Annotated in this window: 16 protein-coding genes; all 16 read right to left on the reverse strand. The window is 56.6% G+C overall.

The annotated features are described in order from the left end of the window. Positions 1 to 5: 5 nt before the first annotated feature. On the reverse strand, positions 6 to 1,331 hold the full coding sequence (secY, locus tag NBV64_RS18525) for a preprotein translocase subunit SecY (RefSeq protein ID WP_003805363.1): 1,326 nt from the start codon (positions 1,329 to 1,331) through the stop codon (positions 6 to 8). Positions 1,332 to 1,343: 12 nt separating this feature from the next. Beyond that, positions 1,344 to 1,784: a 50S ribosomal protein L15 gene (gene rplO / locus NBV64_RS18530; RefSeq protein WP_022983333.1), complete on the reverse strand. Its 441-nt coding sequence runs from the start codon at positions 1,782 to 1,784 to the stop codon at positions 1,344 to 1,346. Between the two features lie 11 nt (positions 1,785 to 1,795). Beyond that, positions 1,796 to 1,981 carry a 50S ribosomal protein L30 gene (rpmD, locus tag NBV64_RS18535; RefSeq protein WP_003805366.1) on the reverse strand — a complete coding sequence of 62 codons (186 nt, stop codon included), beginning with the start codon at positions 1,979 to 1,981 and terminating at the stop codon, positions 1,796 to 1,798. A gap of 3 nt (positions 1,982 to 1,984) precedes the next feature. Then, positions 1,985 to 2,506 (reverse strand): 30S ribosomal protein S5, encoded by a 522-nt coding sequence (rpsE, locus tag NBV64_RS18540; protein ID WP_003805367.1) that lies wholly within the window; start codon positions 2,504 to 2,506, stop codon positions 1,985 to 1,987. A gap of 12 nt (positions 2,507 to 2,518) precedes the next feature. Further along, positions 2,519 to 2,872 (reverse strand): 50S ribosomal protein L18, encoded by a 354-nt coding sequence (gene rplR / locus NBV64_RS18545; protein ID WP_009459977.1) that lies wholly within the window; start codon positions 2,870 to 2,872, stop codon positions 2,519 to 2,521. A 21-nt stretch (positions 2,873 to 2,893) separates the two neighbouring features. Beyond that, the gene (gene rplF / locus NBV64_RS18550; RefSeq protein ID WP_009459978.1) at positions 2,894 to 3,427 is read right to left on the reverse strand and encodes a 50S ribosomal protein L6; all 534 of its coding nucleotides are present in this window, start codon (positions 3,425 to 3,427) and stop codon (positions 2,894 to 2,896) included. A 12-nt stretch (positions 3,428 to 3,439) separates the two neighbouring features. Next, a complete protein-coding gene (rpsH, locus tag NBV64_RS18555) occupies positions 3,440 to 3,835 on the reverse strand; it encodes a 30S ribosomal protein S8 (protein ID WP_009459979.1) in 396 nt (131 codons plus the stop codon). A gap of 11 nt (positions 3,836 to 3,846) precedes the next feature. Then, positions 3,847 to 4,152, reverse strand: coding sequence for a 30S ribosomal protein S14 (gene rpsN / locus NBV64_RS18560; protein WP_003805371.1), 306 nt, complete (start codon positions 4,150 to 4,152; stop codon positions 3,847 to 3,849). A 10-nt stretch (positions 4,153 to 4,162) separates the two neighbouring features. Further along, positions 4,163 to 4,702, reverse strand: a complete 540-nt coding sequence (gene rplE, locus NBV64_RS18565) for a 50S ribosomal protein L5 (RefSeq protein ID WP_009459981.1) — start codon at positions 4,700 to 4,702, stop codon at positions 4,163 to 4,165. A 12-nt stretch (positions 4,703 to 4,714) separates the two neighbouring features. Beyond that, a complete protein-coding gene (gene rplX, locus NBV64_RS18570; RefSeq protein ID WP_003805373.1) occupies positions 4,715 to 5,035 on the reverse strand; it encodes a 50S ribosomal protein L24 in 321 nt (106 codons plus the stop codon). A 13-nt stretch (positions 5,036 to 5,048) separates the two neighbouring features. Further along, a complete protein-coding gene (gene rplN / locus NBV64_RS18575; RefSeq protein WP_003805375.1) occupies positions 5,049 to 5,417 on the reverse strand; it encodes a 50S ribosomal protein L14 in 369 nt (122 codons plus the stop codon). A gap of 278 nt (positions 5,418 to 5,695) precedes the next feature. After that, on the reverse strand, positions 5,696 to 7,636 hold the full coding sequence (locus NBV64_RS18580) for a bifunctional diguanylate cyclase/phosphodiesterase (RefSeq protein WP_031232581.1): 1,941 nt from the start codon (positions 7,634 to 7,636) through the stop codon (positions 5,696 to 5,698). A gap of 101 nt (positions 7,637 to 7,737) precedes the next feature. Then, a complete protein-coding gene (locus tag NBV64_RS18585) occupies positions 7,738 to 8,370 on the reverse strand; it encodes a transglutaminase-like cysteine peptidase (RefSeq protein WP_250756314.1) in 633 nt (210 codons plus the stop codon). A gap of 425 nt (positions 8,371 to 8,795) precedes the next feature. After that, a complete protein-coding gene (locus NBV64_RS18590; RefSeq protein ID WP_250756316.1) occupies positions 8,796 to 24,047 on the reverse strand; it encodes an Ig-like domain-containing protein in 15,252 nt (5,083 codons plus the stop codon). 175 nt (positions 24,048 to 24,222) lie between these two features. Beyond that, the gene (locus NBV64_RS18595) at positions 24,223 to 24,837 is read right to left on the reverse strand and encodes a response regulator transcription factor (RefSeq protein WP_250756318.1); all 615 of its coding nucleotides are present in this window, start codon (positions 24,835 to 24,837) and stop codon (positions 24,223 to 24,225) included. A 108-nt stretch (positions 24,838 to 24,945) separates the two neighbouring features. After that, positions 24,946 to 26,232: an HlyD family type I secretion periplasmic adaptor subunit gene (locus NBV64_RS18600; RefSeq protein WP_230940577.1), complete on the reverse strand. Its 1,287-nt coding sequence runs from the start codon at positions 26,230 to 26,232 to the stop codon at positions 24,946 to 24,948. Positions 26,233 to 26,301: the final 69 nt, after the last annotated feature.

The raw sequence follows: 26,301 nt of genomic DNA on the forward strand, positions 1-26,301 counted from the left end.
GTGAATTACCGCATCGGCAAGCTCGAGCCTTTGAAGTTAGCCTTCTTGAGCAGCGAGTCGTATTGTTGTGACATGACATAGGCCTGGGCCTGCGCCATGAAGTCCATGGTTACTACAACAATAATCAGCAAGGATGTGCCGCCAAAATAGAACGGTACATTCCAGCGCATTTGCAAGAACTCTGGTACCAAACACACCAAGGTAATGTAGATCGCACCGGCCAAAGTCAGACGCATCAAGATCTTGTCGATATAACGCGCTGTCTGATCACCGGGACGAATCCCTGGTACGAAGGCTCCACTCTTTTTCAGGTTGTCTGCAGTTTCGCGGCTGTTGAACACCAGGGCCGTGTAGAAAAAGCAGAACAAAATGATCAGCGCGGAGAACAAAGTAATGTAAAGCGGCTGACGCGGCGACAAAGCAGCCTCGATTTCACGCAACCAACCCAGACCGGGTGTGCTGGAGAACCAATTAGCAATTGTCGCTGGCAACAGAATGATGGACGAAGCGAAGATCGGAGGGATCACGCCAGCCATGTTCAGTTTCAGCGGCAAATGCGAGCTTTGACCACCATAGATACGGTTACCTACTTGCCGTTTGGCGTAGTTGACCGTGATACGACGCTGACCACGCTCGACAAAGACGACGAAGTACGTGACGGCGGCTACTAAAACGAGGATAAACAGTGCCGATAGAATCGACATGGAATCCGTACGCACCAGATCAAGCATACCGCCCAAAGCATTAGGCAGACCCGCTACGATACCGGCGAAGATCAGGATGGAAATACCATTACCCAATCCACGTTCAGTGATTTGTTCACCCAGCCACATGACGAACATGGTGCCAGTGACCAGTGTTACCACTGTCGTGAAGCGAAACAGCATCCCTGGGTCGATAACCAGACCGGGCTGCGATTCTAGAGCGATGGAAATCCCAACTCCCTGGAACAAAGCCAAAAAGACCGTTCCGTAACGGGTGTATTGCGTGATCTTGCGACGACCCGACTCACCCTCTTTCTTGATTGCTTCCAGCGTGGGCACCACAGCGGTCATCAATTGCATGATGATGGACGCAGAGATGTAGGGCATGATTCCCAGTGCGAACACTGAGAATCGCTCTAAAGCACCACCGGAGAACATATTAAACAAACCCAGAATACCACTCTGGTTTTGAGTAAACAGTTCGGACAAGGCATCAGGATTGATGCCTGGTACCGGAATGTGCGTACCCAAGCGGTAGACAATCAGGGCGAGCAACAGGAAAACGAGACGACGTTTCAAATCGCCGTAGCGCGGACCCGACTTACTCTGTGCCTGAGCTTTTGCCACCGTGACCCCTTTTTATTCCAGCGAGCCGCCGGCTGCTTCGATCGCGGCGCGAGCGCCGGCCGTTGCATTAATGCCTTTCAGCGCAACTTTACGGGAAAGTTCACCGGACTTGATGACTTTAGCGTAACGCACCATTTGGCCAACCACGCCAGCCTGCTTCAGTGCCTGGACGTCGATAACTTCGGCATCCATTTTTTGCAGTTCGGACAGACGTACTTCTGCGTACAGGTGGTCGTCCAGGGTGGTGAAACCACGCTTGGGCAAACGACGTTGCAAAGGCATTTGACCGCCTTCGAAACCGACTTTATGAAAACCACCCGAGCGGGATTTCTGGCCTTTATGACCACGTCCGCCGGTTTTGCCCAAGCCGGAACCGACACCGCGACCAACACGACGTGCTGCGTGTTTGGCGCCAGCGGCGGGCTTGAGATTGTTCAATTGCAATTCAGACATCCCGATTCCTTTCAGGCTTCCGAGACCGTAACCAGATAATCCACCTTGCGGATCATCCCACGAACCTCAGGAGTATCAACCAATACACGGCTGGTGTTGACTCGGCGCAGACCCAGGCCGCGAACGGTGTCGCGATGGCTTTGCTTTGTGCCGATGACCGAACGCACCAACGTAACTTTGATTTGTTTCTGTGCCATGACTTACCCCAGAATTTCTTCAACTGTCTTGCCGCGCTTGGCAGCAATGTCAGCAGGTGTCGAGCAAGCACGCAAACCGTTCAATGTAGCGCGAACCATGTTGTATGGGTTGCTGGAACCCAGGCTCTTGGCTACGACGTTGCGCACGCCCATCACTTCGAAGATAGCGCGCATTGGGCCACCGGCGATAACGCCAGTACCTTCAGCTGCGGGAGAGATCAGAACGGTGGCTGCACCGTGCTTACCAACTACGGTGTGATGCAAGGTGCCGTTCTTCAGAGGCACTTTGATCAGACCACGACGGGCCTGTTCCATTGCCTTCTGAACAGCAACGGGTACTTCGCGGGCCTTGCCCTTACCCATGCCGATGCGACCATCGCCATCACCGACCACGGCCAGCGAAGCAAAGCTCATGGTGCGACCACCTTTAACGACTTTGCTGACGCGGTTGACCGCAATCATCTTTTCTTTCAGGCCGTCATCGCGCTCTTGCTCTGGAGCCTGTCTGCCTTGTGCTTTAGCCATTTGATAATTCCTTTAGAATTTCAAGCCGGCTTCACGCGCGGCCTCGGCCAGCGCTTTCACGCGGCCATGGTAACGGAAGCCCGAGCGGTCAAAAGCAACCGTCTCGATGCCCGCAGCCTTCGCCTTTTCGGCGACGCGCTTGCCAACCAGGCTGGCTGCCGCTACGTTGCTGCCAACGGCCAATTCTTTGCGAACTTCGGTCTCGACAGTGGAAGCACTGACCAGAACGCGGTCGCCTTCGGGCGAGATGATGCTCGCGTAAATATGCGTATTCGTGCGATGCACCGACAGGCGGTGTACGCGCAGCTCGGCGATCTTGCGGCGAGTAGCCACTGCACGACGCATACGGGATTGTTTCTTGTCCATGATTCGTCCTTGCCTGCGGGCTTATTTCTTCTTGGTTTCCTTGAGGATGACGCGTTCGCCGACGTAACGTACACCTTTGCCTTTGTAAGGCTCTGGTGGACGATAGCCACGAATTTCTGCGGCAACCTGACCAACCACCTGCTTGTTCGAGCCCTTGATCACGACTTCCGTCGGAGTTGGGCACTCGGCTTTGATGCCTTCAGGCAGGTCGTGCACGATGTCGTGCGAGAAACCCAGTTGCAACTTCAAGGCATTACCCTGGACGGAGGCACGGAAGCCCACGCCAACCAGACTCAGCTTGCGTTCGAAACCGGCGCTCACGCCAACAACCATGTTGTTGACCAGTTGGCGCACGGTGCCGGACATTGCGTTTGCGTGACGAGTTTCGTTCGCAGGCACAAAAGACAGCTGACCGTCTTGAAGTTCAATAGTGACGTCGCCAGTCAGAGTTTGAACCAAAGTGCCCAGAGGGCCTTTGACCGTGATCTGATCAGCGGCAATGGTCGTTTCTACGCCTTTAGGCAGGGAAACGGGATACTTAGCGATACGTGACATATGATGTTCTCCTTATGCCACGTAGCACAGCACTTCGCCACCGACGCCAGCTGCACGTGCTTTGCGATCGGTCATCACGCCGCGAGACGTGGACACGATAGCAACACCCAAGCCGTTCATGACTTGAGGGATGTGTGTGCTGCCTTTGTAGATGCGCAGTCCAGGACGCGAAACGCGGTCGATGCGCTCGATGACTGGCTGGCCGGCATAGTATTTCAGGGTGACTTCCAGTTCTGGCTTGGCTTTTTCGCCAACGATACGGAAATCTTCGATGTAGCCTTCGTCTTTCAGCACAGCAGCAATAGCTGCTTTCAGCTTCGAGGAGGGCATGCTGACCGATGTCTTGTTGACCATTTGCGCGTTACGCACGCGGGTCAACATATCGGCGATTGGATCGCTCATGCTCATGTGTATTTCTCCTACCAGCTGGCCTTGGTCATACCGGGGATCTCGCCGCGCATTGCCATTTCGCGCACTTTATGGCGAGTCAAACCGAATTTCTTGAAAACACCACGAGGGCGACCGGTGATAACGCAGCGGTTGCGTTGACGGGTCGGGTTCGCGTTGCGTGGCAATTGTTGCAACTGCAAACGAGCTTCGTAGCGCTCTTCGTCAGACTTGGACTGGTCGTCAATGATCGCTTTCAGTGCTGCACGCTTGGCGGCGAATTTCTCAGCCAGCTTGGCGCGCTTGATGTCGCGATTGATGAGGGAAAGTTTAGCCACGTTGCGCCCCTTAGTTGCGGAACGGGAAGCTGAACGCGCTAAGCAGCGCCTTGGCCTCTTCGTCCGTCTTGGCAGAAGTAGTGATGCTGATGTTCAGACCACGCACTGCGTCGATTTTGTCGTACTCGATTTCGGGGAAAATGATTTGCTCTTTAACCCCCATGTTGTAGTTGCCACGGCCGTCAAACGCACGACCCGACACACCACGGAAGTCACGAACGCGTGGCAGAGCCACAGCGACCAGACGATCCAGGAATTCGTACATGCGTTGACCGCGCAGGGTCACCATACAACCGATCGGGTAATCTTCGCGAATCTTAAAACCGGCAATAGCTTTGCGGGTTTTCGTGATAACGGGCTTCTGACCAGCAATTTTGGTCATGTCCGATACCGCGTTCTCGATAATCTTCTTGTCAGCAACCGCTTCCGAGACACCCATGTTCAGAGTGATCTTGGTGATGCGGGGTACTTCCATAATGCTCTTGTACTCGAACTGCTTTTGCAGATCGGCAACCACTTTTTCGCGGTAGAACTCTTGTAAACGTGCCATGTTATCCGCCCCTTAAGCCTTGGCGCCAACGGCTTTGCCGCTGGAACGATAAACACGCGTCTTCTGACCGTCGATCACCTGGATACCAACGCGGTCGCCCTTGCCGGTTTCCGGGTTGAACAGTGCAACGTTCGAGATGTGGATAGGCATGGTCTTGTCGACGATACCACCCTGCGTGCCAGCCATAGGATTGGCTTTAACGTGTTTTTTGACTACGTTGATGCCTTCCACGATGACGTGGTCTGCATCGACGCGTTGCAGTACTGTGCCACGGCGTTTTTTATCACGGCCGGTCAGCACAATAACTTCGTCGCCTTTACGAATTTTTTGCATTTTTTCGCGCTCCTTACAGCACTTCGGGAGCCAAGGACACGATCTTCATGAACTTCTCGGTACGCAGTTCACGCGTAACGGGTCCGAAGATACGGGTGCCGATGGGTTCCAGCTTGGCATTGAGCAATACGGCGGCATTGCCACCGAAACGAATCAGCGAACCGTCTTTACGGCGCACGCCCTTAGCGGTACGAACCACTACAGCGTTGTAGATTTCGCCTTTTTTGACGCGTCCGCGCGGGGCCGCTTCTTTAACGGTAACTTTGATGATGTCACCAATTGCGGCATAACGGCGCTTCGAGCCGCCCAGCACCTTGATGCACATTACGGAACGCGCACCTGTGTTGTCGGCCACGTCCAGCGTGGTCTGCATTTGAATCATGATTTTTCCTGTTCCAACTTAATTGCAACGATCCAGTCAAAATGACTGGGTCACACAACCAGTTTTGGTCCCGTCAGATTCGGATCCAGCCAGTTCGATACCGTAAACCCGATCTCGATCTGGTCCGGCAAGCCGAACCCTAGGTTGAAATCTTGCGAGAGACAAAACGTTGTATTACCAACTTCAATCCGGATAGGCGACTAAGCCTCTCCGGTCAAAATAAAGAGGTAAGCCACATATAATAGCAAATAAACCCCAGAAAAACAAGGATTTATTTGCTAAGGCCTTGGCACGACGGCGTTTTCACGCAACAGCTCGTCCAGCTGGGCACTATTGCTGCCTCGGGTTACCCGGCGCAAACCTATCCCCAATTCCTGCAGGCTCTGCAGGAACGCTGTCAGCAAATGTCGGCCACCCACCTCGGCCTGCAGCGTCTGGGCGCGCTCATCGTCCAGGACAATATATTTGAGTGCCATCATGTGCAACCACAGAATCGATTCGGGCTGCTCCAGAACACGACGCAGACCAAATTGCACACCCAAGGGCCGCAATTTATCCACGAAAGCAACCGTTTCCACATCGTGCTCACTCAGGCAATAAGCATCCAGTTCAATAATCAGACGCCGCGTCTTGTCACCGGCCTTGGCCAGAACCTCAGCCACCTGATCTGCAAATCCAGGCTTGATCACCGATGCCCAGGAGACACGGACACTCAAACTGCCCTCGTTATCGGCTAACCAGTCGCTTGCCAGCTCCATCGTACGCAAGTCACACTGCCCCGACAGACCCAGACGCACCGCCACCGGAATGAACAAATAGGCAGGCAAACTGGCCTGTCCCGGTTGCTCGGGCAACAAATTCAGGGTTGCATCGTGAATCTGGCCCGCTTGCCCCCAGACTTCAACGCCCGGCTTCACACTCAATTCAATCCGGCCTTGCTCCAGACCACGCTCAATACGTGAATGCCATTCCTGCTCACCAATGGAAGAGCTCGCCTCGGAGTGAACCCCTTCAGACGGACGGTATTCCACTTCCTGATGCCCTGCCCCTTCGGCGCGCATCAAGGCATTGTCCAAACGCGTCATCACGGCGCTGAGCGAGTCCTGACCTTCATAGTTCGTCATCGCCATGGACCAACGGCACAAACTGCCATCGGGCAGAGGCTGGCGCAATTCCTGCAAGGCAGTACGCAGTTCCTGGGCAAAGCCCATCACTTGAGGACCCATCTGGCCCTTGAGCAGCACGATAAAATCAGAACCATTCAAGCGCGCCAGATTGCCCGCGTCCATGCCATTTTTCTGCAATAGCTCCGTACAACGCTGAGTCACCAGCTTCAGCCAGGCATCCACCGCGTCACGAGATAGGGAGGTATTCAATGGCAGCAAGTCCCGCTGACGGAATAACAGCACATGGCCGCCCTCTTCCTGTTGCAGCACCTGACGGAACATATTCACGAAGTACTTGCGATTGGCCAGGCCCGTGACCGGATCGCAGTTCAACTCCAGCTGTAACTGCTCGATTCGGGCATTTTGCTCCTGGCTGCTGACACGAATACGTTTTTGCACCGTGCTTAAGGTATGCGTGACGGCTTCCAGCTCGGGGATCGTGCGCACTTTCTTGCGGCTGGGTACAGACTCGCTTTGATCCATCTGTTGCAGCTCGAACTGGACGTGTTCACGCAAAGCCCGGCGCAACCAGGCCATGACCATCAATACAAACACACCCCAGGCAACCCCGGCGCCCAGCACCAACAAGGTGACGCGCACAAAGCTTTTCCACAAACTGGCGCGGGCGTACTCGTCAGCAGGTTTTACTTCGATCGTACCAATCTGATTCCAGCCATTACTGACATGAGCCGAGGCCACGGGTACATCAATCGGCAAAGAGTTGGCGAACCACGCGGGCGAAGATCCGCTGATCTGTGTTTCTTGCTGAGCACTACGCTCCACCAGGACCGTATCGGAGGTGTCAATAAAGCGGATACGCTCAAACTGCCCGGTATCGTACAAGGCGGCAATCAAAAGCTCCTGCGTCACCGGGTCCTGGTTGCTGGGCTGGGACAAGGTCAAGGCCAGCGAAGTCGCGGCCGACTCACCCTGCGCCTGCAACTGACTGCTTAAATACTGCCTTGCCGAGTCGACGCTGAACCACAGCGTGCCAATCAAGATAGCAAGAATCGCGCACGAGACACTTAGCAGGAGCTGTTTAAGTAAAGACATAGCGCTTCCGTATATTCCATAAATTCTGGTCTAGCCCACCCGACAAGGGTGTCCTGAGGTCTGTTTCCATTTGGTGCTCTAGCCCAAGGGCCGGCACATCATCAAGGAACAAAACCTTCCTTACGCATTTTTTCCAACAAACCACGCCACCGGCTGATACTGTCCACCGAACCTTTCTGGGCATTACCCACATACACCCCTTGCGAATTGAAGCTGAACACAGGGGTCAAATCAGGACGCTGGCTGGCGGGGCGAATAGAGCCACTTAAATTATCCAGCAGCAAAGGCTCGGCCTGGGGCGTGGGATAGTAGCCCAGAACCATGTGCGCAATGCTTTGCCCACCTACTTGAGCCCGCACGTAAATCAATCGCAGTTTTTCATTGGGCACACCCAAGTGCAACAAGGAAAAATACTTGCCGATGACAAAGTCCTCACAGTCACCCGCCGCTTTGCCCAAAGTCTCGATGGGCGTGGCCCAATAGTCCAGCTGGCCCCAAATATGAATGTCCTCGCCAGCCATCACATTCATATTCCAGAAATCATTGACGGCCTCCAGCCGACGACGCTCGCTTAAACCACGGGCGGACTCCAGATTGGCCATCCACCGATCCACGGCAGTCCCGGCACGGGCCCCAAAGCGGGAAACGGCGGTCTGGCGAATCTTGCTGACCTCGAACTGCAAGGCAGGCGCCGACAAGGGCAGCCACACCACAACCAGCAGTGCGACCAGCACAAACAGCGCAATCCTAGATCGAAGAAAAAGGCGTAGCCAGGCAAGAGACAAGAGCACGTCAATCCCAAATAAGCAAATCCTTATAACGGCGTTATAGCTTGCCTATTTAGTGAACGCTTGGCAATCGACAAAGCGTCTGAACCCTCTATATATAGAGCAGGCTGTTAAAGGATCTTGAATCACTCCTGCAAAAAGAAACAGCTGATCTACAAAACCGCAGAGCCAACGCCTACCAGCTCAACCTGGCCAGCCGTTCTGCTGCATGCACCCTCTTTCCTGCAGCCACATCAAAGATCATAGTCATAAATGCCAAGCACCCACTATTGGCGCTGACGACAAGCTGCAGACATAAAAAACCCCACAAACCCAAAAAGGCTTGTGGGGCTTGGGCACTACCCGCAGATAGTGCCTATCCAGTGAACAGTTTAGAAATCAGAAGACTTCAAAGTACCGTCTTTGAGCGAGTTGGCGATCTGGGCTGCCTTCTCTGCGTCAAAGTCGATGTTGTCCAGAATGATCTTCTGATCGATCTGGCCATTACCTTGAGAGCTGATACCGATTTCCATCTTGCCGTTATCCGAGCTGCCTACCGTCAGGTACTGGCTCAGGTTACCGTCGTTGACGTCGTGGCCCGACAGCAAATCAGTGATATCCAAGGTGTCGGTACCCAAATCACCAAAGTCCATCACGTAATCCACAGCCGGTTTGCTGCTGGTACCTTCATCACCCTTGTTCCATATGAAGGTGTCATCACCCTCGCCGCCGAACATGATGTCGTCGCCAGCACCGCCGATCAGCATATCGTTGCCACCTTGGCCGTACAGGATGTCGTTACCAGCACCACCATCAAGGATGTCGTTACCACCGCGCTTGTCACCATCAACATTGAAGTTAGCGTGGTTTTCCTTGATGTACTCGTACAGATCATTACCTGTTGCTGGAGTACCGCCGTTCTTCATTTGCAAGAACACTTCCAGCGCCTTCAAGCCTGAGCCGTCAGGCAGGTTGTCTGGACGACCACCCACTTCATGCCATGGCAACACATCTCCATCGGTATTGACAGTATCACCAAAGATGATGTCGTTGCCGTCACCACCAATGATGTGATCATTACCAACGGGGGCTGGATCGTTCGTTACCGAACCACCCTTCAAGGCTGCATCCAGGTCTTCCTTGGTGTTGACGATGTCGACCTTGTTAACCTCTGTCCAATCTTGAGGATTGCCGGAGGACAACAGCGTTACGTCATCAATGTAGACCTTGTAGTTACTGCTGCTGGAACGATCGTCCACCAGGAACTCGAAGCGGTATTGGCCTTCGCCCACGGGCTTGGTCGTGATGGTGCCGGAGCTACCTGGACGACCACCTTCCTGCACAACTTCCCAGTTACCTGTCTTCTCGTTGTACTTCTGCAGTTGCCACTTGAAGACGTCGGCACTGTTACGGCCGCTTTCAGCATAGTGGAAGCTCAACTTGCCATAGCTGCCCGCCGCAACGGTCATACCTGGGCCACGAACGGTAGTCGCGGTATCGCCATTGCGGCTGTAGGTATCCGTAATTTCCAATCGGTTATCAGGATACCAAGTGCTACCCTGGTTCTTGACTCCAACTGTGCCGTTACCGCCGACCTTGTTCCAACCGTCATGACGGCCGTTTTCAAAGTCAGTCACGTCCGCGGTGCCACGAACAACGTCAACAACCTCAGTACCCGTGTTGTCGTATTTGCGCAGGACATCCACGCTGACGTCGTTACCAATACCCACGGCGTAAACCTTGCTACCCGAAGAGGTAACCAGGCTGTCGTAGGCTGCCTTACCACGCGAATCAGCCGTAGGATCGTAACCGCTACCAGCACCTTGGCCAGTACCGTACTGGGTTGGGTTACCGTCAGTCAGGAAGTACGTAACGTTTTCATAAGCGTTGCCGTACTTGTCGACTGCAGGTGCATCGCCAGTCTTGAACCATGCTTCAGCGGCCTTGAAGGCTGCTTCGTAGTTGGTACCACCCACGCTGGAGTTCCAGCTGGAGTTGTAGCCGTTCAAGGTATCAATCGAATTGAGCAGATTGATCAAATCGGCATGAGTCAGGTCCTTGAAGACCATAGGCGTATCAGCCTTGGTACCAAAGCCAATAATGCTCAAGTTCACCGTGCCGCCTTCATGGTTGGCCAAGCTTTCAGCCAAGGTCGTCAGCGCAGCCTTGAGCAACTGCATACGGTTCATATTGTCCGTACCAGAGGCTTCCTTCATGCTGTTGGAACGGTCAACCAGGATGGCAATGTTGTAGCTCTGGCCGTGAACGATGTTCTCTTGCACACCGCCGCGGTCACCAATAATGACGTCGTCGCCCACGCCACCATTCGGATTGCCACCACCGTTACCATCAACAATCAGTTGATCCACATCCAGCGTGTATGGACCGGAGTCGTTGGCAGACGCACTGTTGCCAGCCGAGTCTGTCGTCGTCACTTTGGCGTCAACCGTGTCGTTCTTCAACAGATCCTGTACAGGTACTGGGATCTTGAAGGTCAGATCATTGCCAACAGTACCGGTGTATTCCTTGCCACCGATAGTCAGAGTCACGGTATCGCCGGGCTGTACATCCTTGCCAACCGTACCGGTCACATCAATCGTACCCTTGCCGTCACCAGCCTCATTGTGATCCAGCACACCGTCACCGGCGATCGGGTCCAACGTGATCTCGGCTTCAGGCAATGTGGTCTGCACACCGTAGTCGCGGTCAGCTTCAGCACTAGCGCTGTTACCGGCGTCGTCCTTGGTCTCGACCTTGGCGTGGACGTTGTCATCCAGAGCCAGCTCGGAGCCAGGAACATTCACGTTCCAGGTCTTGCCATCGGTATTAACCGTGGTGGTGTAATCCTTGCCGTTCACGGTCACGGTCACGGTATCACCGGCCTTCACATCCTTGCCAACCGTACCAGTGATGGTGATGGTGGACTCGGACTCAGCCTTGTTGATCACGTCGTCACCCGCAATGGTGTCGATCGTGATCGCAGCTTCTGGCAGGTCGGTATCGACACCGTAGCCGCGGTCAGCTTCAGCCGAAGCGGGGTTACCGGCGGCGTCTTCAGTCTCGACCTTGGCGTGAACATTGCTGTCCTGAGCCAGTTCGGTACCAGGAACGTCCACGTTCCAGGTCTTGCCATCAGCGTTCACGGTGGTGGTGTAGTCCTTGCCGTTCACGGTCACAGTCACCGTGTCGCCAGCCTTCACATCCTTGCCAACCGTACCAGTAATGGTCACGTCGGCTTCGGACTCGGCCTTGTTGATCACATCGTCACCGGCAATGGTGTCGATCGTGATCGCAGCTTCAGGCAGATCGGTGTCTACACCGTAGCCACGGTCGGCTTCAGCGCTTGCTGGGTTACCGGCAGCGTCTTCCGTTTCCACCTTGGCGTGTACGTTCGAATCTTGGGCCAGTTCGGTACCAGGAACGTCCACGTTCCAGGTCTTGCCATCGGCGTTCACGGTGGTCGTGTAGTCCTTACCGTTCACGGTCACAGTGACGGTGTCACCGGCCTTGACGTCCTTACCCACAGTACCGGTAACAGTGACATTCCCTTCCGACTCGGCCTTGTTGATTACGTCGTCACCGGCAATGGTGTCGATCGTGATCGCAGCTTCAGGCAGATCGGTGTCTACACCGTAGCCACGGTCGGCTTCAGCGCTCGCTGGGTTACCGGCGGCGTCTTCGGTCTCGACCTTGGCGTGAACATTGCTGTCCTGAGCCAGTTCGGTGCCAGGAACGTCCACGTTCCAGGTCTTGCCGTCAGCGTTAACGGTGGTGGTGTAGTCCTTACCGTTCACGGTCACAGTGACGGTGTCACCGGCCTTGACGTCCTTACCCACAGTACCGGTAACAGTGACATTCCCTTCCGACTCGGCCTTGTTGATTACGTCGTCACCGGCAATGGTGTCGATCGTGATCGAAGCTTCTGGCAGGTCGGTATCCACACCGTAGCCACGGTCGGCTTCAGCGCTCGCTGGGTTACCGGCGGCGTCTTCGGTCTCGACCTTGGCGTGAACATTGCTGTCCTGGGCCAGTTCGGTACCAGGAACGTCCACGTTCCAGGTCTTGCCGTCGGCGTTAACGGTGGTGGTGTAGTCCTTACCGTTCACGGTCACAGTCACCGTGTCGCCAGCCTTCACATCCTTGCCAACCGTACCAGTGATGGTCACGTCGGCTTCGGACTCGGCCTTGTTGACCACGTCGTCACCGGCAATGGTGTCGATGGTAATCGCAGCTTCAGGCAGATCGGTATCCACACCGTAGCCACGGTCGGCTTCAGCCGAAGCGGGGTTACCGGCAGCGTCTTCCGTTTCCACCTTGGCGTGAACATTGCTGTCCTGGGCCAGTTCGGTACCAGGAACGTCCACGTTCCAGGTCTTGCCGTCAGCGTTAACGGTGGTGGTGTAGTCCTTACCGTTCACGGTCACAGTGACCGTGTCGCCAGCCTTCACATCCTTGCCAACCGTACCAGTAATGGTCACGTCGGCTTCGGACTCGGCCTTGTTGATCACATCGTCACCGGCAATGGTGTCGATCGTGATCGCAGCTTCAGGCAGATCGGTGTCTACACCGTAGCCACGGTCGGCTTCAGCGCTCGCTGGGTTACCGGCGGCGTCTTCGGTCTCGACCTTGGCGTGTACGTTCGAATCTTGGGCCAGTTCGGTACCAGGAACGTCCACGTTCCAGGTCTTGCCGTCGGCGTTAACGGTGGTGGTGTAGTCCTTACCGTTCACGGTCACAGTCACCGTGTCGCCAGCCTTCACATCCTTGCCAACCGTACCAGTAATGGTCACGTCAGACTCGGACTCGGCCTTGTTGACCACGTCGTCACCGGCAATGGTGTCGATGGTAATCGCAGCTTCGGGCAGATCGGTATCCACACCGTAGCCACGGTCGGCTTCAGCGCTCGCTGGGTTACCGGCGGCGTCTTCGGTCTCGACCTTGGCGTGAACATTGCTGTCCTGGGCCAGTTCGGTGCCAGGAACGTCCACGTTCCAGGTCTTGCCGTCAGCGTTAACGGTGGTGGTGTAGTCCTTGCCGTTCACGGTCACAGTCACCGTGTCGCCAGCCTTCACATCCTTGCCAACCGTACCAGTGATGGTCACGTCAGACTCGGACTCAGCCTTGTTGACCACGTCGTCACCGGCAATGGTGTCGATGGTGATCGAAGCTTCTGGCAGGTCGGTATCCACACCGTAGCCACGGTCGGCTTCAGCGCTCGCTGGGTTACCGGCGGCGTCTTCGGTCTCGACCTTGGCGTGAACATTGCTGTCCTGGGCCAGTTCGGTGCCAGGAACGTCCACGTTCCAGGTCTTGCCGTCAGCGTTAACGGTGGTGGTGTAGTCCTTGCCGTTCACGGTCACAGTCACCGTGTCGCCAGCCTTCACATCCTTGCCAACCGTACCAGTAATGGTCACGTCAGACTCGGACTCGGCCTTGTTGACCACGTCGTCACCGGCAATGGTGTCGATGGTAATCGCAGCTTCGGGCAGATCGGTGTCGACACCGTAGCCACGGTCGGCTTCAGCGCTCGCTGGGTTACCGGCGGCGTCTTCGGTCTCGACCTTGGCGTGAACATTGCTGTCCTGGGCCAGTTCGGTACCAGGAACGTCCACGTTCCAGGTCTTGCCGTCGGCGTTAACGGTGGTGGTGTAGTCCTTACCGTTCACGGTCACAGTCACCGTGTCGCCAGCCTTCACATCCTTGCCAACCGTACCAGTAATGGTCACGTCAGACTCGGACTCGGCCTTGTTGACCACGTCGTCACCGGCAATGGTGTCGATGGTAATCGCAGCTTCGGGCAGATCGGTATCCACACCGTAGCCACGGTCGGCTTCAGCGCTCGCTGGGTTACCGGCGGCGTCTTCGGTCTCGACCTTGGCGTGAACATTGCTGTCCTGGGCCAGTTCGGTGCCAGGAACGTCCACGTTCCAGGTCTTGCCGTCAGCGTTAACGGTGGTGGTGTAGTCCTTGCCGTTCACGGTCACAGTCACCGTGTCGCCAGCCTTCACATCCTTGCCAACCGTACCAGTGATGGTCACGTCAGACTCGGACTCAGCCTTGTTGACCACGTCGTCACCGGCAATGGTGTCGATGGTGATCGAAGCTTCTGGCAGGTCGGTATCCACACCGTAGCCACGGTCGGCTTCAGCGCTCGCTGGGTTACCGGCGGCGTCTTCGGTCTCGACCTTGGCGTGAACATTGCTGTCCTGGGCCAGTTCGGTGCCAGGAACGTCCACGTTCCAGGTCTTGCCATCGGCGTTCACGGTGGTCGTGTAGTCCTTGCCGTTCACGGTCACAGTGACCGTGTCGCCAGCCTTCACATCCTTGCCAACCGTACCAGTGATGGTCACGTCGGCTTCGGACTCGGCCTTGTTGACCACGTCGTCACCGGCAATGGTGTCGATGGTAATCGCAGCTTCGGGCAGATCGGTATCCACACCGTAGCCACGGTCGGCTTCAGCGCTCGCTGGGTTACCGGCGGCGTCTTCGGTCTCGACCTTGGCGTGAACATTGCTGTCCTGAGCCAGTTCGGTGCCAGGAACGTCCACGTTCCAGGTCTTGCCATCGGCGTTAACGGTGGTCGTGTAGTCCTTACCATTGACCGTCACGGTCACGGTATCGCCAGCCTTGACGTCTTTACCCACGGTACCAGTGATGGTCACGTCAGACTCGGACTCGGCCTTGTTGATCACATCGTCACCGGCAATGGTGTCGATGGTAATCGCAGCTTCTGGCAGATCGGTATCCACACCGTAGCCACGGTCGGCTTCAGCGCTTGCTGGGTTACCGGCAGCGTCTTCCGTTTCCACCTTGGCGTGTACGTTCGAATCTTGGGCCAGTTCGGTACCAGGAACGTCCACGTTCCAGGTCTTGCCATCGGCGTTCACGGTGGTCGTGTAGTCCTTACCGTTCACGGTCACAGTGACGGTGTCACCGGCCTTGACGTCCTTACCCACAGTACCGGTAACAGTGACATTCCCTTCCGACTCGGCCTTGTTGATTACGTCGTCACCGGCAATGGTGTCGATCGTGATCGCAGCTTCTGGCAGATCGGTGTCTACACCGTAGCCACGGTCGGTTTCAGCGCTCGCTGGGTTACCGGCGGCGTCTTCGGTCTCGACCTTGGCGTGAACACTGCTGTCCTGAGCCAGTTCGGTACCAGGAACGTCCACGTTCCAGGTCTTGCCGTCGGCGTTAACGGTGGTCGTGTAGTCCTTACCATTGACCGTCACGGTCACGGTATCGCCAGCCTTGACGTCTTTACCCACGGTACCAGTGATGGTCACGTCAGACTCGGACTCGGCCTTGTTGATCACATCGTCACCGGCAATGGTGTCGATGGTAATCGCAGCTTCTGGCAGATCGGTATCCACACCGTAGCCACGGTCGGCTTCAGCGCTCGCTGGGTTACCGGCGGCGTCTTCGGTCTCGACCTTGGCGTGAACATTGCTGTCCTGAGCCAGTTCGGTGCCAGGAACGTCCACGTTCCAGGTCTTGCCGTCAGCGTTCACGGTGGTGGTGTAGTCCTTACCGTTCACGGTCACAGTGACGGTGTCACCGGCCTTGACGTCCTTACCCACAGTACCGGTAACAGTGACATTCCCTTCCGACTCGGCCTTGTTGATTACGTCGTCACCGGCAATGGTGTCGATCGTGATCGCAGCTTCTGGCAGATCGGTGTCTACACCGTAGCCACGGTCGGCTTCAGCGCTCGCTGGGTTACCGGCGGCGTCTTCGGTCTCGACCTTGGCGTGAACACTGCTGTCCTGAGCCAGTTCGGTACCAGGAACGTCCACGTTCCAGGTCTTGCCGTCGGCGTTAACGGTGGTCGTGTAGTCCTTACCATTGACCGTCACGGTCACGGTATCGCCAGCCTTGACGTCTTTACCCACGGTACCAGTGATGGTCACGTCAGACTCGGACTCGGCCTTGTTGATCACATCGTCACCGGCAATGGTGTCGATGGTAATCGCAGCTTCTGGCAGATCGGTATCCACACCGTAGCCACGGTCGGCTTCAGCGCTCGCTGGGTTACCGGCGGCGTCTTCGGTCTCGACCTTGGCGTGAACATTGCTGTCCTGAGCCAGTTCGGTGCCAGGAACGTCCACGTTCCAGGTCTTGCCGTCAGCGTTCACGGTGGTGGTGTAGTCCTTACCGTTCACGGTCACAGTGACGGTGTCACCGGCCTTGACGTCCTTACCCACAGTACCGGTAACAGTGACATTCCCTTCCGACTCGGCCTTGTTGATTACGTCGTCACCGGCAATGGTGTCGATCGTGATCGCAGCTTCTGGCAGATCGGTGTCTACACCGTAGCCACGGTCGGCTTCAGCGCTCGCTGGGTTACCGGCGGCGTCTTCGGTCTCGACCTTGGCGTGAACATTGCTGTCCTGGGCCAGTTCGGTACCAGGAACGTCCACGTTCCAGGTCTTGCCATCGGCGTTCACGGTGGTCGTGTAGTCCTTACCGTTCACGGTCACAGTGACGGTGTCACCGGCCTTGACGTCTTTACCCACAGTACCGGTAACAGTGACATCCCCTTCCGATTCAGCCTTGTTGATTACGTCGTCACCGGCAATGGTGTCGATCGTGATCGAAGCTTCAGGCAGATCGGTGTCGACGCCGTAGCCACGGTCGGCTTCAGCACTTGCTGGGTTACCGGCGGCGTCTTCGGTCTCGACCTTGGCGTGAACATTGCTGTCCTGAGCCAGTTCGGTGCCAGGAACGTCCACGTTCCAGGTCTTGCCGTCAGCGTTAACGGTGGTCGTGTAGTCCTTACCATTGACCGTCACGGTCACGGTATCGCCAGCCTTGACGTCTTTACCCACGGTACCAGTGATGGTCACGTCAGACTCGGACTCGGCCTTGTTGATCACATCGTCACCGGCAATGGTGTCGATGGTAATCGCAGCTTCGGGCAGATCGGTATCCACACCGTAGCCACGGTCGGCTTCAGCGCTCGCTGGGTTACCGGCAGCGTCTTCCGTTTCCACCTTGGCGTGAACATTGCTGTCCTGGGCCAGTTCGGTACCAGGAACGTCCACGTTCCAGGTCTTGCCATCGGCGTTCACGGTGGTCGTGTAGTCCTTACCGTTCACGGTCACAGTGACGGTGTCACCGGCCTTGACGTCTTTACCCACAGTACCGGTAACAGTGACATCCCCTTCCGATTCAGCCTTGTTGATTACGTCGTCACCGGCAATGGTGTCGATCGTGATCGAAGCTTCAGGCAGATCGGTGTCGACGCCGTAGCCACGGTCGGCTTCAGCGCTTGCTGGGTTACCGGCGGCGTCTTCGGTCTCGACCTTAGCGTGAACATTGCTGTCCTGAGCCAGTTCGGTGCCAGGAACGTCCACGTTCCAGGTCTTGCCGTCAGCGTTAACGGTGGTGGTGTAGTCCTTACCGTTCACGGTCACAGTCACCGTGTCGCCAGCCTTCACATCCTTGCCAACCGTACCAGTGATGGTCACGTCAGACTCGGACTCAGCCTTGTTGACCACGTCGTCACCGGCAATGGTGTCGATGGTGATCGAAGCTTCGGGCAGGTCGGTATCCACACCGTAGCCACGGTCGGCTTCAGCGCTCGCTGGGTTACCGGCGGCGTCTTCGGTCTCGACCTTGGCGTGAACATTGCTGTCCTGGGCCAGTTCGGTACCAGGAACGTCCACGTTCCAGGTCTTGCCGTCAGCGTTAACGGTGGTCGTGTAGTCCTTACCATTGACCGTCACGGTCACGGTATCGCCAGCCTTGACGTCTTTACCCACGGTACCAGTGATGGTCACGTCAGACTCGGACTCAGCCTTGTTGATTACGTCGTCGCCAGCAATGGTGTCGATGGTAATCGCAGCTTCAGGCAGATCGGTGTCGACACCGTAGCCACGGTCGGCTTCAGCGCTCGCTGGGTTACCGGCGGCGTCTTCGGTCTCGACCTTGGCATGAACATTGCTGTCCTGGGCCAGTTCGGTACCAGGAACGTCCACGTTCCAGGTCTTGCCGTCAGCGTTAACGGTGGTCGTGTAGTCCTTACCATTGACCGTCACGGTCACGGTATCGCCAGCCTTGACGTCTTTACCCACGGTACCAGTGATGGTCACGTCAGACTCGGACTCGGCCTTGTTGATCACATCGTCACCGGCAATGGTGTCGATCGTGATCGCAGCTTCAGGCAGATCGGTGTCTACACCGTAGCCACGGTCGGCTTCAGCGCTTGCTGGGTTACCGGCAGCGTCTTCCGTTTCCACCTTGGCGTGTACGTTCGAATCTTGGGCCAGTTCGGTACCAGGAACGTCCACGTTCCAGGTCTTGCCGTCGGCGTTAACGGTGGTGGTGTAGTCCTTGCCGTTCACGGTCACAGTGACCGTGTCGCCAGCCTTCACATCCTTGCCAACCGTACCAGTGATGGTCACGTCAGACTCGGACTCGGCCTTGTTGACCACGTCGTCACCGGCAATGGTGTCGATGGTAATCGCAGCTTCTGGCAGATCGGTGTCGACACCGTAGCCACGGTCGGCTTCAGCGCTCGCTGGGTTACCGGCGGCGTCTTCGGTCTCGACCTTGGCGTGTACGTTCGAATCTTGGGCCAGTTCGGTACCAGGAACGTCCACGTTCCAGGTCTTGCCATCGGCGTTCACGGTGGTCGTGTAGTCCTTGCCGTTCACGGTCACAGTGACCGTGTCGCCAGCCTTCACATCCTTGCCAACCGTACCAGTGATGGTCACGTCGGCTTCGGACTCGGCCTTGTTGACCACGTCGTCACCGGCAATGGTGTCGATGGTAATCGCAGCTTCGGGCAGATCGGTATCCACACCGTAGCCACGGTCGGCTTCAGCGCTCGCTGGGTTACCGGCGGCGTCTTCGGTCTCGACCTTGGCGTGTACGTTCGAATCTTGGGCCAGTTCGGTGCCAGGAACGTCCACGTTCCAGGTCTTGCCATCGGCGTTAACGGTGGTGGTGTAGTCCTTACCGTTCACGGTCACAGTCACCGTGTCGCCAGCCTTGACGTCTTTACCCACAGTACCGGTAACAGTGACATCCCCTTCCGATTCAGCCTTGTTGATTACGTCGTCACCGGCAATGGTATCGATCGTGATCGCAGCTTCAGGCAGATCGGTGTCTACACCGTAGCCACGGTCGGCTTCAGCGCTTGCTGGGTTACCGGCAGCGTCTTCCGTTTCCACCTTGGCGTGTACGTTCGAATCTTGGGCCAGTTCGGTACCAGGAACGTCCACGTTCCAGGTCTTGCCGTCGGCGTTAACGGTGGTCGTGTAGTCCTTACCATTGACCGTCACGGTCACGGTATCGCCAGCCTTCACATCCTTGCCAACCGTACCAGTGATGGTCACGTCAGACTCGGACTCAGCCTTGTTGATTACGTCGTCGCCAGCAATGGTGTCGATGGTAATCGCAGCTTCAGGCAGATCGGTGTCGACACCGTAGCCACGGTCGGCTTCAGCGCTCGCTGGGTTACCGGCGGCGTCTTCGGTCTCGACCTTGGCATGAACATTGCTGTCCTGGGCCAGTTCGGTACCAGGAACGTCCACGTTCCAGGTCTTGCCGTCAGCGTTAACGGTGGTCGTGTAGTCCTTACCATTGACCGTCACGGTCACGGTATCGCCAGCCTTGACGTCTTTACCCACGGTACCAGTGATGGTCACGTCAGACTCGGACTCGGCCTTGTTGATCACATCGTCACCGGCAATGGTGTCGATCGTGATCGCAGCTTCAGGCAGATCGGTGTCTACACCGTAGCCACGGTCGGCTTCAGCGCTTGCTGGGTTACCGGCAGCGTCTTCGGTCTCGACCTTGGCGTGAACATTGCTGTCCTGGGCCAGTTCGGTACCAGGAACGTCCACGTTCCAGGTCTTGCCATCGGTATTAACCGTGGTGGTGTAATCCTTGCCGTTCACGGTCACGGTCACGGTATCACCGGCCTTCACATCCTTGCCAACCGTACCAGTAATGGTCACGTCAGACTCGGACTCGGCCTTGTTGACCACGTCGTCACCGGCAATGGTGTCGATCGTGATCGCAGCTTCAGGCAGATCGGTGTCTACACCGTAGCCACGGTCGGCTTCAGCGCTCGCTGGGTTACCGGCGGCGTCTTCGGTCTCGACCTTGGCGTGTACGTTCGAATCTTGGGCCAGTTCGGTACCAGGAACGTCCACGTTCCAGGTCTTGCCATCGGCGTTAACGGTGGTCGTGTAGTCCTTGCCGTTCACGGTCACAGTGACCGTGTCGCCAGCCTTCACATCCTTGCCAACCGTACCAGTGATGGTCACGTCAGACTCGGACTCGGCCTTGTTGACCACGTCGTCACCGGCAATGGTGTCGATGGTAATCGCAGCTTCTGGCAGATCGGTGTCGACACCGTAGCCACGGTCGGCTTCAGCGCTCGCTGGGTTACCGGCGGCGTCTTCGGTCTCGACCTTGGCGTGTACGTTCGAATCTTGGGCCAGTTCGGTGCCAGGAACGTCCACGTGCCAGGTCTTGCCATCGGCGTTAACGGTGGTGGTGTAGTCCTTACCGTTCACGGTCACAGTCACCGTGTCGCCAGCCTTGACGTCTTTACCCACAGTACCGGTAACAGTGACATCCCCTTCCGATTCAGCCTTGTTGATTACGTCGTCACCGGCAATGGTGTCGATCGTGATCGCAGCTTCAGGCAGATCGGTGTCTACACCGTAGCCACGGTCGGCTTCAGCGCTTGCTGGGTTACCGGCAGCGTCTTCCGTTTCCACCTTGGCGTGAACATTGCTGTCCTGGGCCAGTTCGGTGCCAGGAACGTCCACGTTCCAGGTCTTGCCGTCAGCGTTAACGGTGGTGGTGTAGTCCTTGCCGTTCACGGTCACAGTCACCGTGTCGCCAGCCTTCACATCCTTGCCAACCGTACCAGTGATGGTCACGTCAGACTCGGACTCAGCCTTGTTGACCACGTCGTCACCGGCAATGGTGTCGATGGTGATCGAAGCTTCTGGCAGGTCGGTATCCACACCGTAGCCACGGTCGGCTTCAGCGCTCGCTGGGTTACCGGCGGCGTCTTCGGTCTCGACCTTGGCGTGAACATTGCTGTCCTGGGCCAGTTCGGTACCAGGAACGTCCACGTTCCAGGTCTTGCCGTCGGCGTTAACGGTGGTGGTGTAGTCCTTACCGTTCACGGTCACAGTGACCGTGTCGCCAGCCTTCACATCCTTGCCAACCGTACCAGTGATGGTCACGTCAGACTCGGACTCGGCCTTGTTGACCACGTCGTCACCGGCAATGGTGTCGATGGTAATCGCAGCTTCTGGCAGATCGGTGTCGACACCGTAGCCACGGTCGGCTTCAGCGCTCGCTGGGTTACCGGCGGCGTCTTCGGTCTCGACCTTGGCGTGAACATTGCTGTCCTGGGCCAGTTCGGTACCAGGAACGTCCACGTTCCAGGTCTTGCCGTCGGCGTTAACGGTGGTGGTGTAGTCCTTACCGTTCACGGTCACAGTGACCGTGTCGCCAGCCTTGACGTCTTTACCCACGGTACCAGTGATGGTCACGTCAGACTCGGACTCGGCCTTGTTGATTACGTCGTCGCCAGCAATGGTGTCGATGGTAATCGCAGCTTCTGGCAGGTCGGTGTCTACACCGTAGCCACGGTCGGCTTCAGCCGAAGCGGGGTTGCCCGCAGCGTCTTCAGTCTCAACCTTGGCATGTACGTTCGAATCTTGGGCCAGTTCGGTACCAGGAACGTCCACGTTCCAGGTCTTGCCATCGGCGTTCACGGTGGTGGTGTAGTCCTTACCGTTCACGGTCACAGTCACCGTGTCGCCAGCCTTCACATCCTTGCCAACCGTACCAGTGATGGTCACGTCAGACTCGGACTCGGCCTTGTTGACCACGTCGTCACCGGCAATGGTGTCGATCGTGATCGAAGCTTCGGGCAGGTCGGTGTCGACACCGTAGCCACGGTCGGCTTCAGCCGAAGCGGGGTTGCCTGCTTCGTCCTCAGTCGTAACCTTAGCGTCAACTTTAGCGTGACCCAGCAGGTCCACGCCTGGAACATTCACGTTCCACGTCTTGCCATCGGCATTAACCGTTGTAGTGAACTCTTTACCACCGATAGTGATAGTGACGGTGTCGCCGGCCTTGACGTCCTTGCCAACCGTACCGGAGATGGTCACGTCGGATTCGGACTCGGCCTTGTTAATGACGTCATCTTCAGCGATGACATTAATAGCGATCTCGGCTTCAGGAGGCGTAACGTCGACGTCGTAAGGCTTCTCGTCGGTCGCAGTCGTGGTGTTGCCGGCGTCGTCGGTCGTGGTGACTTTGGCTTCAACCTTGTCGTTGTTGACCAGCTCGGAACCAGGAACGTCCACGCTCCAGGTCTTGCCGTCCGGATTGACGGTGGTTTCGTATTCTTTACCGCCGACAGTCACAGTGACCTTGTCGCCAGGTTTGACGTCTTTACCAACCGTACCGGTGATCGTAACGTCGCCGCCCGACTCTTCCTTGTTGATCACGTCGTCGCCTGTGATCGGATCGATTTCGATCTCGGCTTCAGGAGGCGTAACGTCGACATCGTAAGGCTTCTCGTCGGTCGCCGTCGTGGTGTTGCCAGCGTCGTCAGTCGTGGTGACTTTGGCTTCAACCTTGTCGTTGTTGACCAGCTCGGAACCAGGAACGTCCACGCTCCAGGTCTTGCCGTCCGGGTTGACGGTGGTTTCGTATTCTTTACCGCCGACGGTCACAGTGACCTTGTCGCCAGGTTTGACGTCTTTACCAACCGTACCAGTAATAGTTACATCACCTTCGGACTCTTCCTTATTGATGACGCCGTCTTCAGTAATGGAATCGATGGTGATTTCAGCTTCTGGAGGCAGCGTGTCGACCGTGGTCGTGTCTTCGCCGCCGTTACCTGGGGTACCAACTTCGTTGGTGTAGCTACCGTCAGGCACTTTAACGGTGATTTCACCTTCGTAGTTCGGTGGGGGAACCAGCGTACCGGTCCAGGTCTTGGGATCTTTGTTGTCTGGTGTCAGACCTTCGATGCGACCGCCGCCGGTGACCACGATATCTTCGATATCAAAGCCAAATGGCACTTCAGTAAATGTGAAGGTAACGGTGCCGTCGTCATTGATCTTGACAGTAACGGAGGGGGGAACCAGAGGGCCGGCTTCTTCTTCGCCAGTACCGCTGTAGCCACCCAGGCGCACGTTTTCAACGGTGGGCACGCCAGGACGTGGGTATTCCAGGGCCAGAGGGCGTGTGGTTTCCACAATGCTGACCAGGCGGGTGAAGCTGCTGCCACCGCCTTCGCCACCACCGGTCAATACGGCAGCGGTTGGGTCAAGTTGGGAGAATGGGTCATCGCCAGCTTCCAGAGCGGCCAACACAGCCGTAATGGCTGGGTCGTTCGGGTTGGCCAGAGCAGCGGCTACTGGGTCCACATCGGTTTCTGCGATATCGCCGCTGACCAGGAAGGAGCGGTTATCGGAAATGGTCATCGATGGGCTGCCAGGGATCTCAAGCTCGACGCTGGCGCCGGTCTCGGTGATGATCTCGGCATTAACAGGGACGCGCATCCCTTCTTTGACAGCTACTTTGGAGCCATCGGCGGTACGGATCCATGCCGTACCTTCAACTCGTGTCACTAAAACAGTATCCAGTGCCATGACTGTCTGATTCCTAAAAAAAGACTGCCGCCAAGCAGCAGTCAGAAATGGACTTTCTTTGATCAGAGAATAGCGAGTTGGTCCGCTAGTCGATATTGGCGTCGCCGCCAGTTCGCTGTTTTATTTATTGTTATTGACCTTACTTAACAATACGAACGGGACGGCGAGCAGGGGTTTAGGCTATGCCGTGTACTTTTAGCGCCAACATCAAACGATCTGTTACATCCAGCTTTTCAAAAACCGCCTGCAGATGGGCGCGAACCGTTCTCTCGGTGATGCCCAGGTCCTTTGCAATCAGCTGATTGGAGTGGCCCAGCGAGGCGCGTTGCGCAACCTCGACTTCACGGCTGGTCAGGGTGCTTTCCCAGCCCGCCTTGGGTTCCAGACGACGGGTAACGTCGCTGAGCAAACGGCTCAGCAAGGACTCCCCAACCCAAACCTGCCCGCTAGCCACGTGGTCCAGCGCCTGCACCAGCAAAGGCGACGAGCTGTAGGCGTGAATGTAACCACGAGCCCCCAGGGCCAGTACGGCCTGACCTTCGCTATCCAAAGGACGTGGGCTGGCGACAATAATCTTCATGCCCTGCACAGCCTTGGACCATTGGGGATGAGTCCACAAAGCCAGGGCACTATCGACCACCACCAGATCACGCTGCTGTTGTTTCCAACGCAATAAATCGTCCATGCCCTGCCCTCTGGCGGGCAGCCAGGTGACCGAATCCAGATGACGCCAATGCTGCCACAACGCCTCATCGGCAGTCAGAAATAAAACCGAATTTACTTGTCGCATACCGCTTTTCCCTTACTGGTAACACGAGCTATATGCCATCAGCTCTTGGTCTGACTCGGGTGTTACACCTCTATCGTCAGCGCTACTCCCCCAACGGACCAATCAGCCTTAACGCTCTCTGAATGCGTTGGATCTGGCCCTGAGAATAGGTTTGAGTAAGTACTGCATAACAGTCCGCTTGCCAGTCATGATGTGCACTTCGGCCACCATACCGGGCAAGATTGGACGGTTATCGTCACCGACATACACCGTGTCCGTACGTACTTTAGCTATATAGAATGAATTGCCTTTTTCATCGGTAATGGTGTCGGCACTGGTCTGTTCCAGCACGCCGGGCAAGCCGCCATAAACAGCAAAGTCATAGGCGGTGAATTTGACCTCGGCAGTCTGGCCTGAGTGCAGAAACCCGATATCGCGCGGATTAATACGCACTTCCAACAGCAGGGTGTCGTCAGTAGGCACGATTTCCAGAATGTCTTTACCGGGCTGCACCACACCGCCGACCGTATTGGCAGACAGGGTCTTGATGGTGCCGCGCACGGGCGAGCGCACTTCAGCCAGGCGCACACGGTCGGCCAGGGCACGTTGGCCTTGCTCCAGGGAAGCCAGCTTGGCACGTGTTTCAGCCAGTTCGGTACGGGCCTGATTGCGGAAGGTAATTTCCACTTCACCAATCCGGTTCTGGGCTTCCTGAATCGAGGCCTGAATACGGCTGATCTGTGCCGTGGCTGCTTTTTGCTCACCGCAGTAACGAGCCACATCACGCTGCAGACGCAGCAAATCCACTTCGGACACCGCCCCGCTTTTGAGCAAAGGACGTGTCATTTGCAGTTCTTGCGAGGTCAGCCCGCAACTGGACGCGGCCTGATCACGATTGGCCTGCGTCTCACGCAATTCTTGTTGACGCTGGTTCAGCTGTTCCTGAGCCACCGAAATATTGGAGCGCAGCTCTTCGGTACGAGCCTGCCAGACGCGGCGTTCCATTTCTGCCAGATCAGGGGCTTTTTCCAGCACTTCACTGGGCATATCAAAGGGCTGATCGGCAGCAATCGCTTCCAGTCGAGCCGCCTTGGCCATCAAGGACAAGGACTCGGCTTCGTTCTCGCCCAAGGAGGACGAGGCACGGGTAGGATCGATACGCAACAGCACTTCGCCCGCTTCCACGGACTGGCCAGGACGCACCAGAATTTCTTCCACCACACCGCCGTCCAGACTTTGCACAATCTGGACCTGGCGAGATGGCACAACCTTGCCCTCGCCACGCACCACTTCATCAATGCTGGCAAAACTGGCCCAGACAATCAGCAGGCTGATGGCCAGCAAGGTCAACCAGATCAGCAGCGTGGAACCCCGTACATCTTGGTAACGAGCCGTCCACGATGCGTTTTTGAGCATATTGCTACCAGGAGGTGGGGAATTGGTGTCCTGGAGTTGCGCACGCACCCAATTGGTCAGGTTCTTTAT

The organism is Alcaligenes sp. DN25 (assembly GCF_023674485.1).
GTDB classification, from domain to species: Bacteria; Pseudomonadota; Gammaproteobacteria; order Burkholderiales; family Burkholderiaceae_B; genus Alcaligenes; species Alcaligenes phenolicus.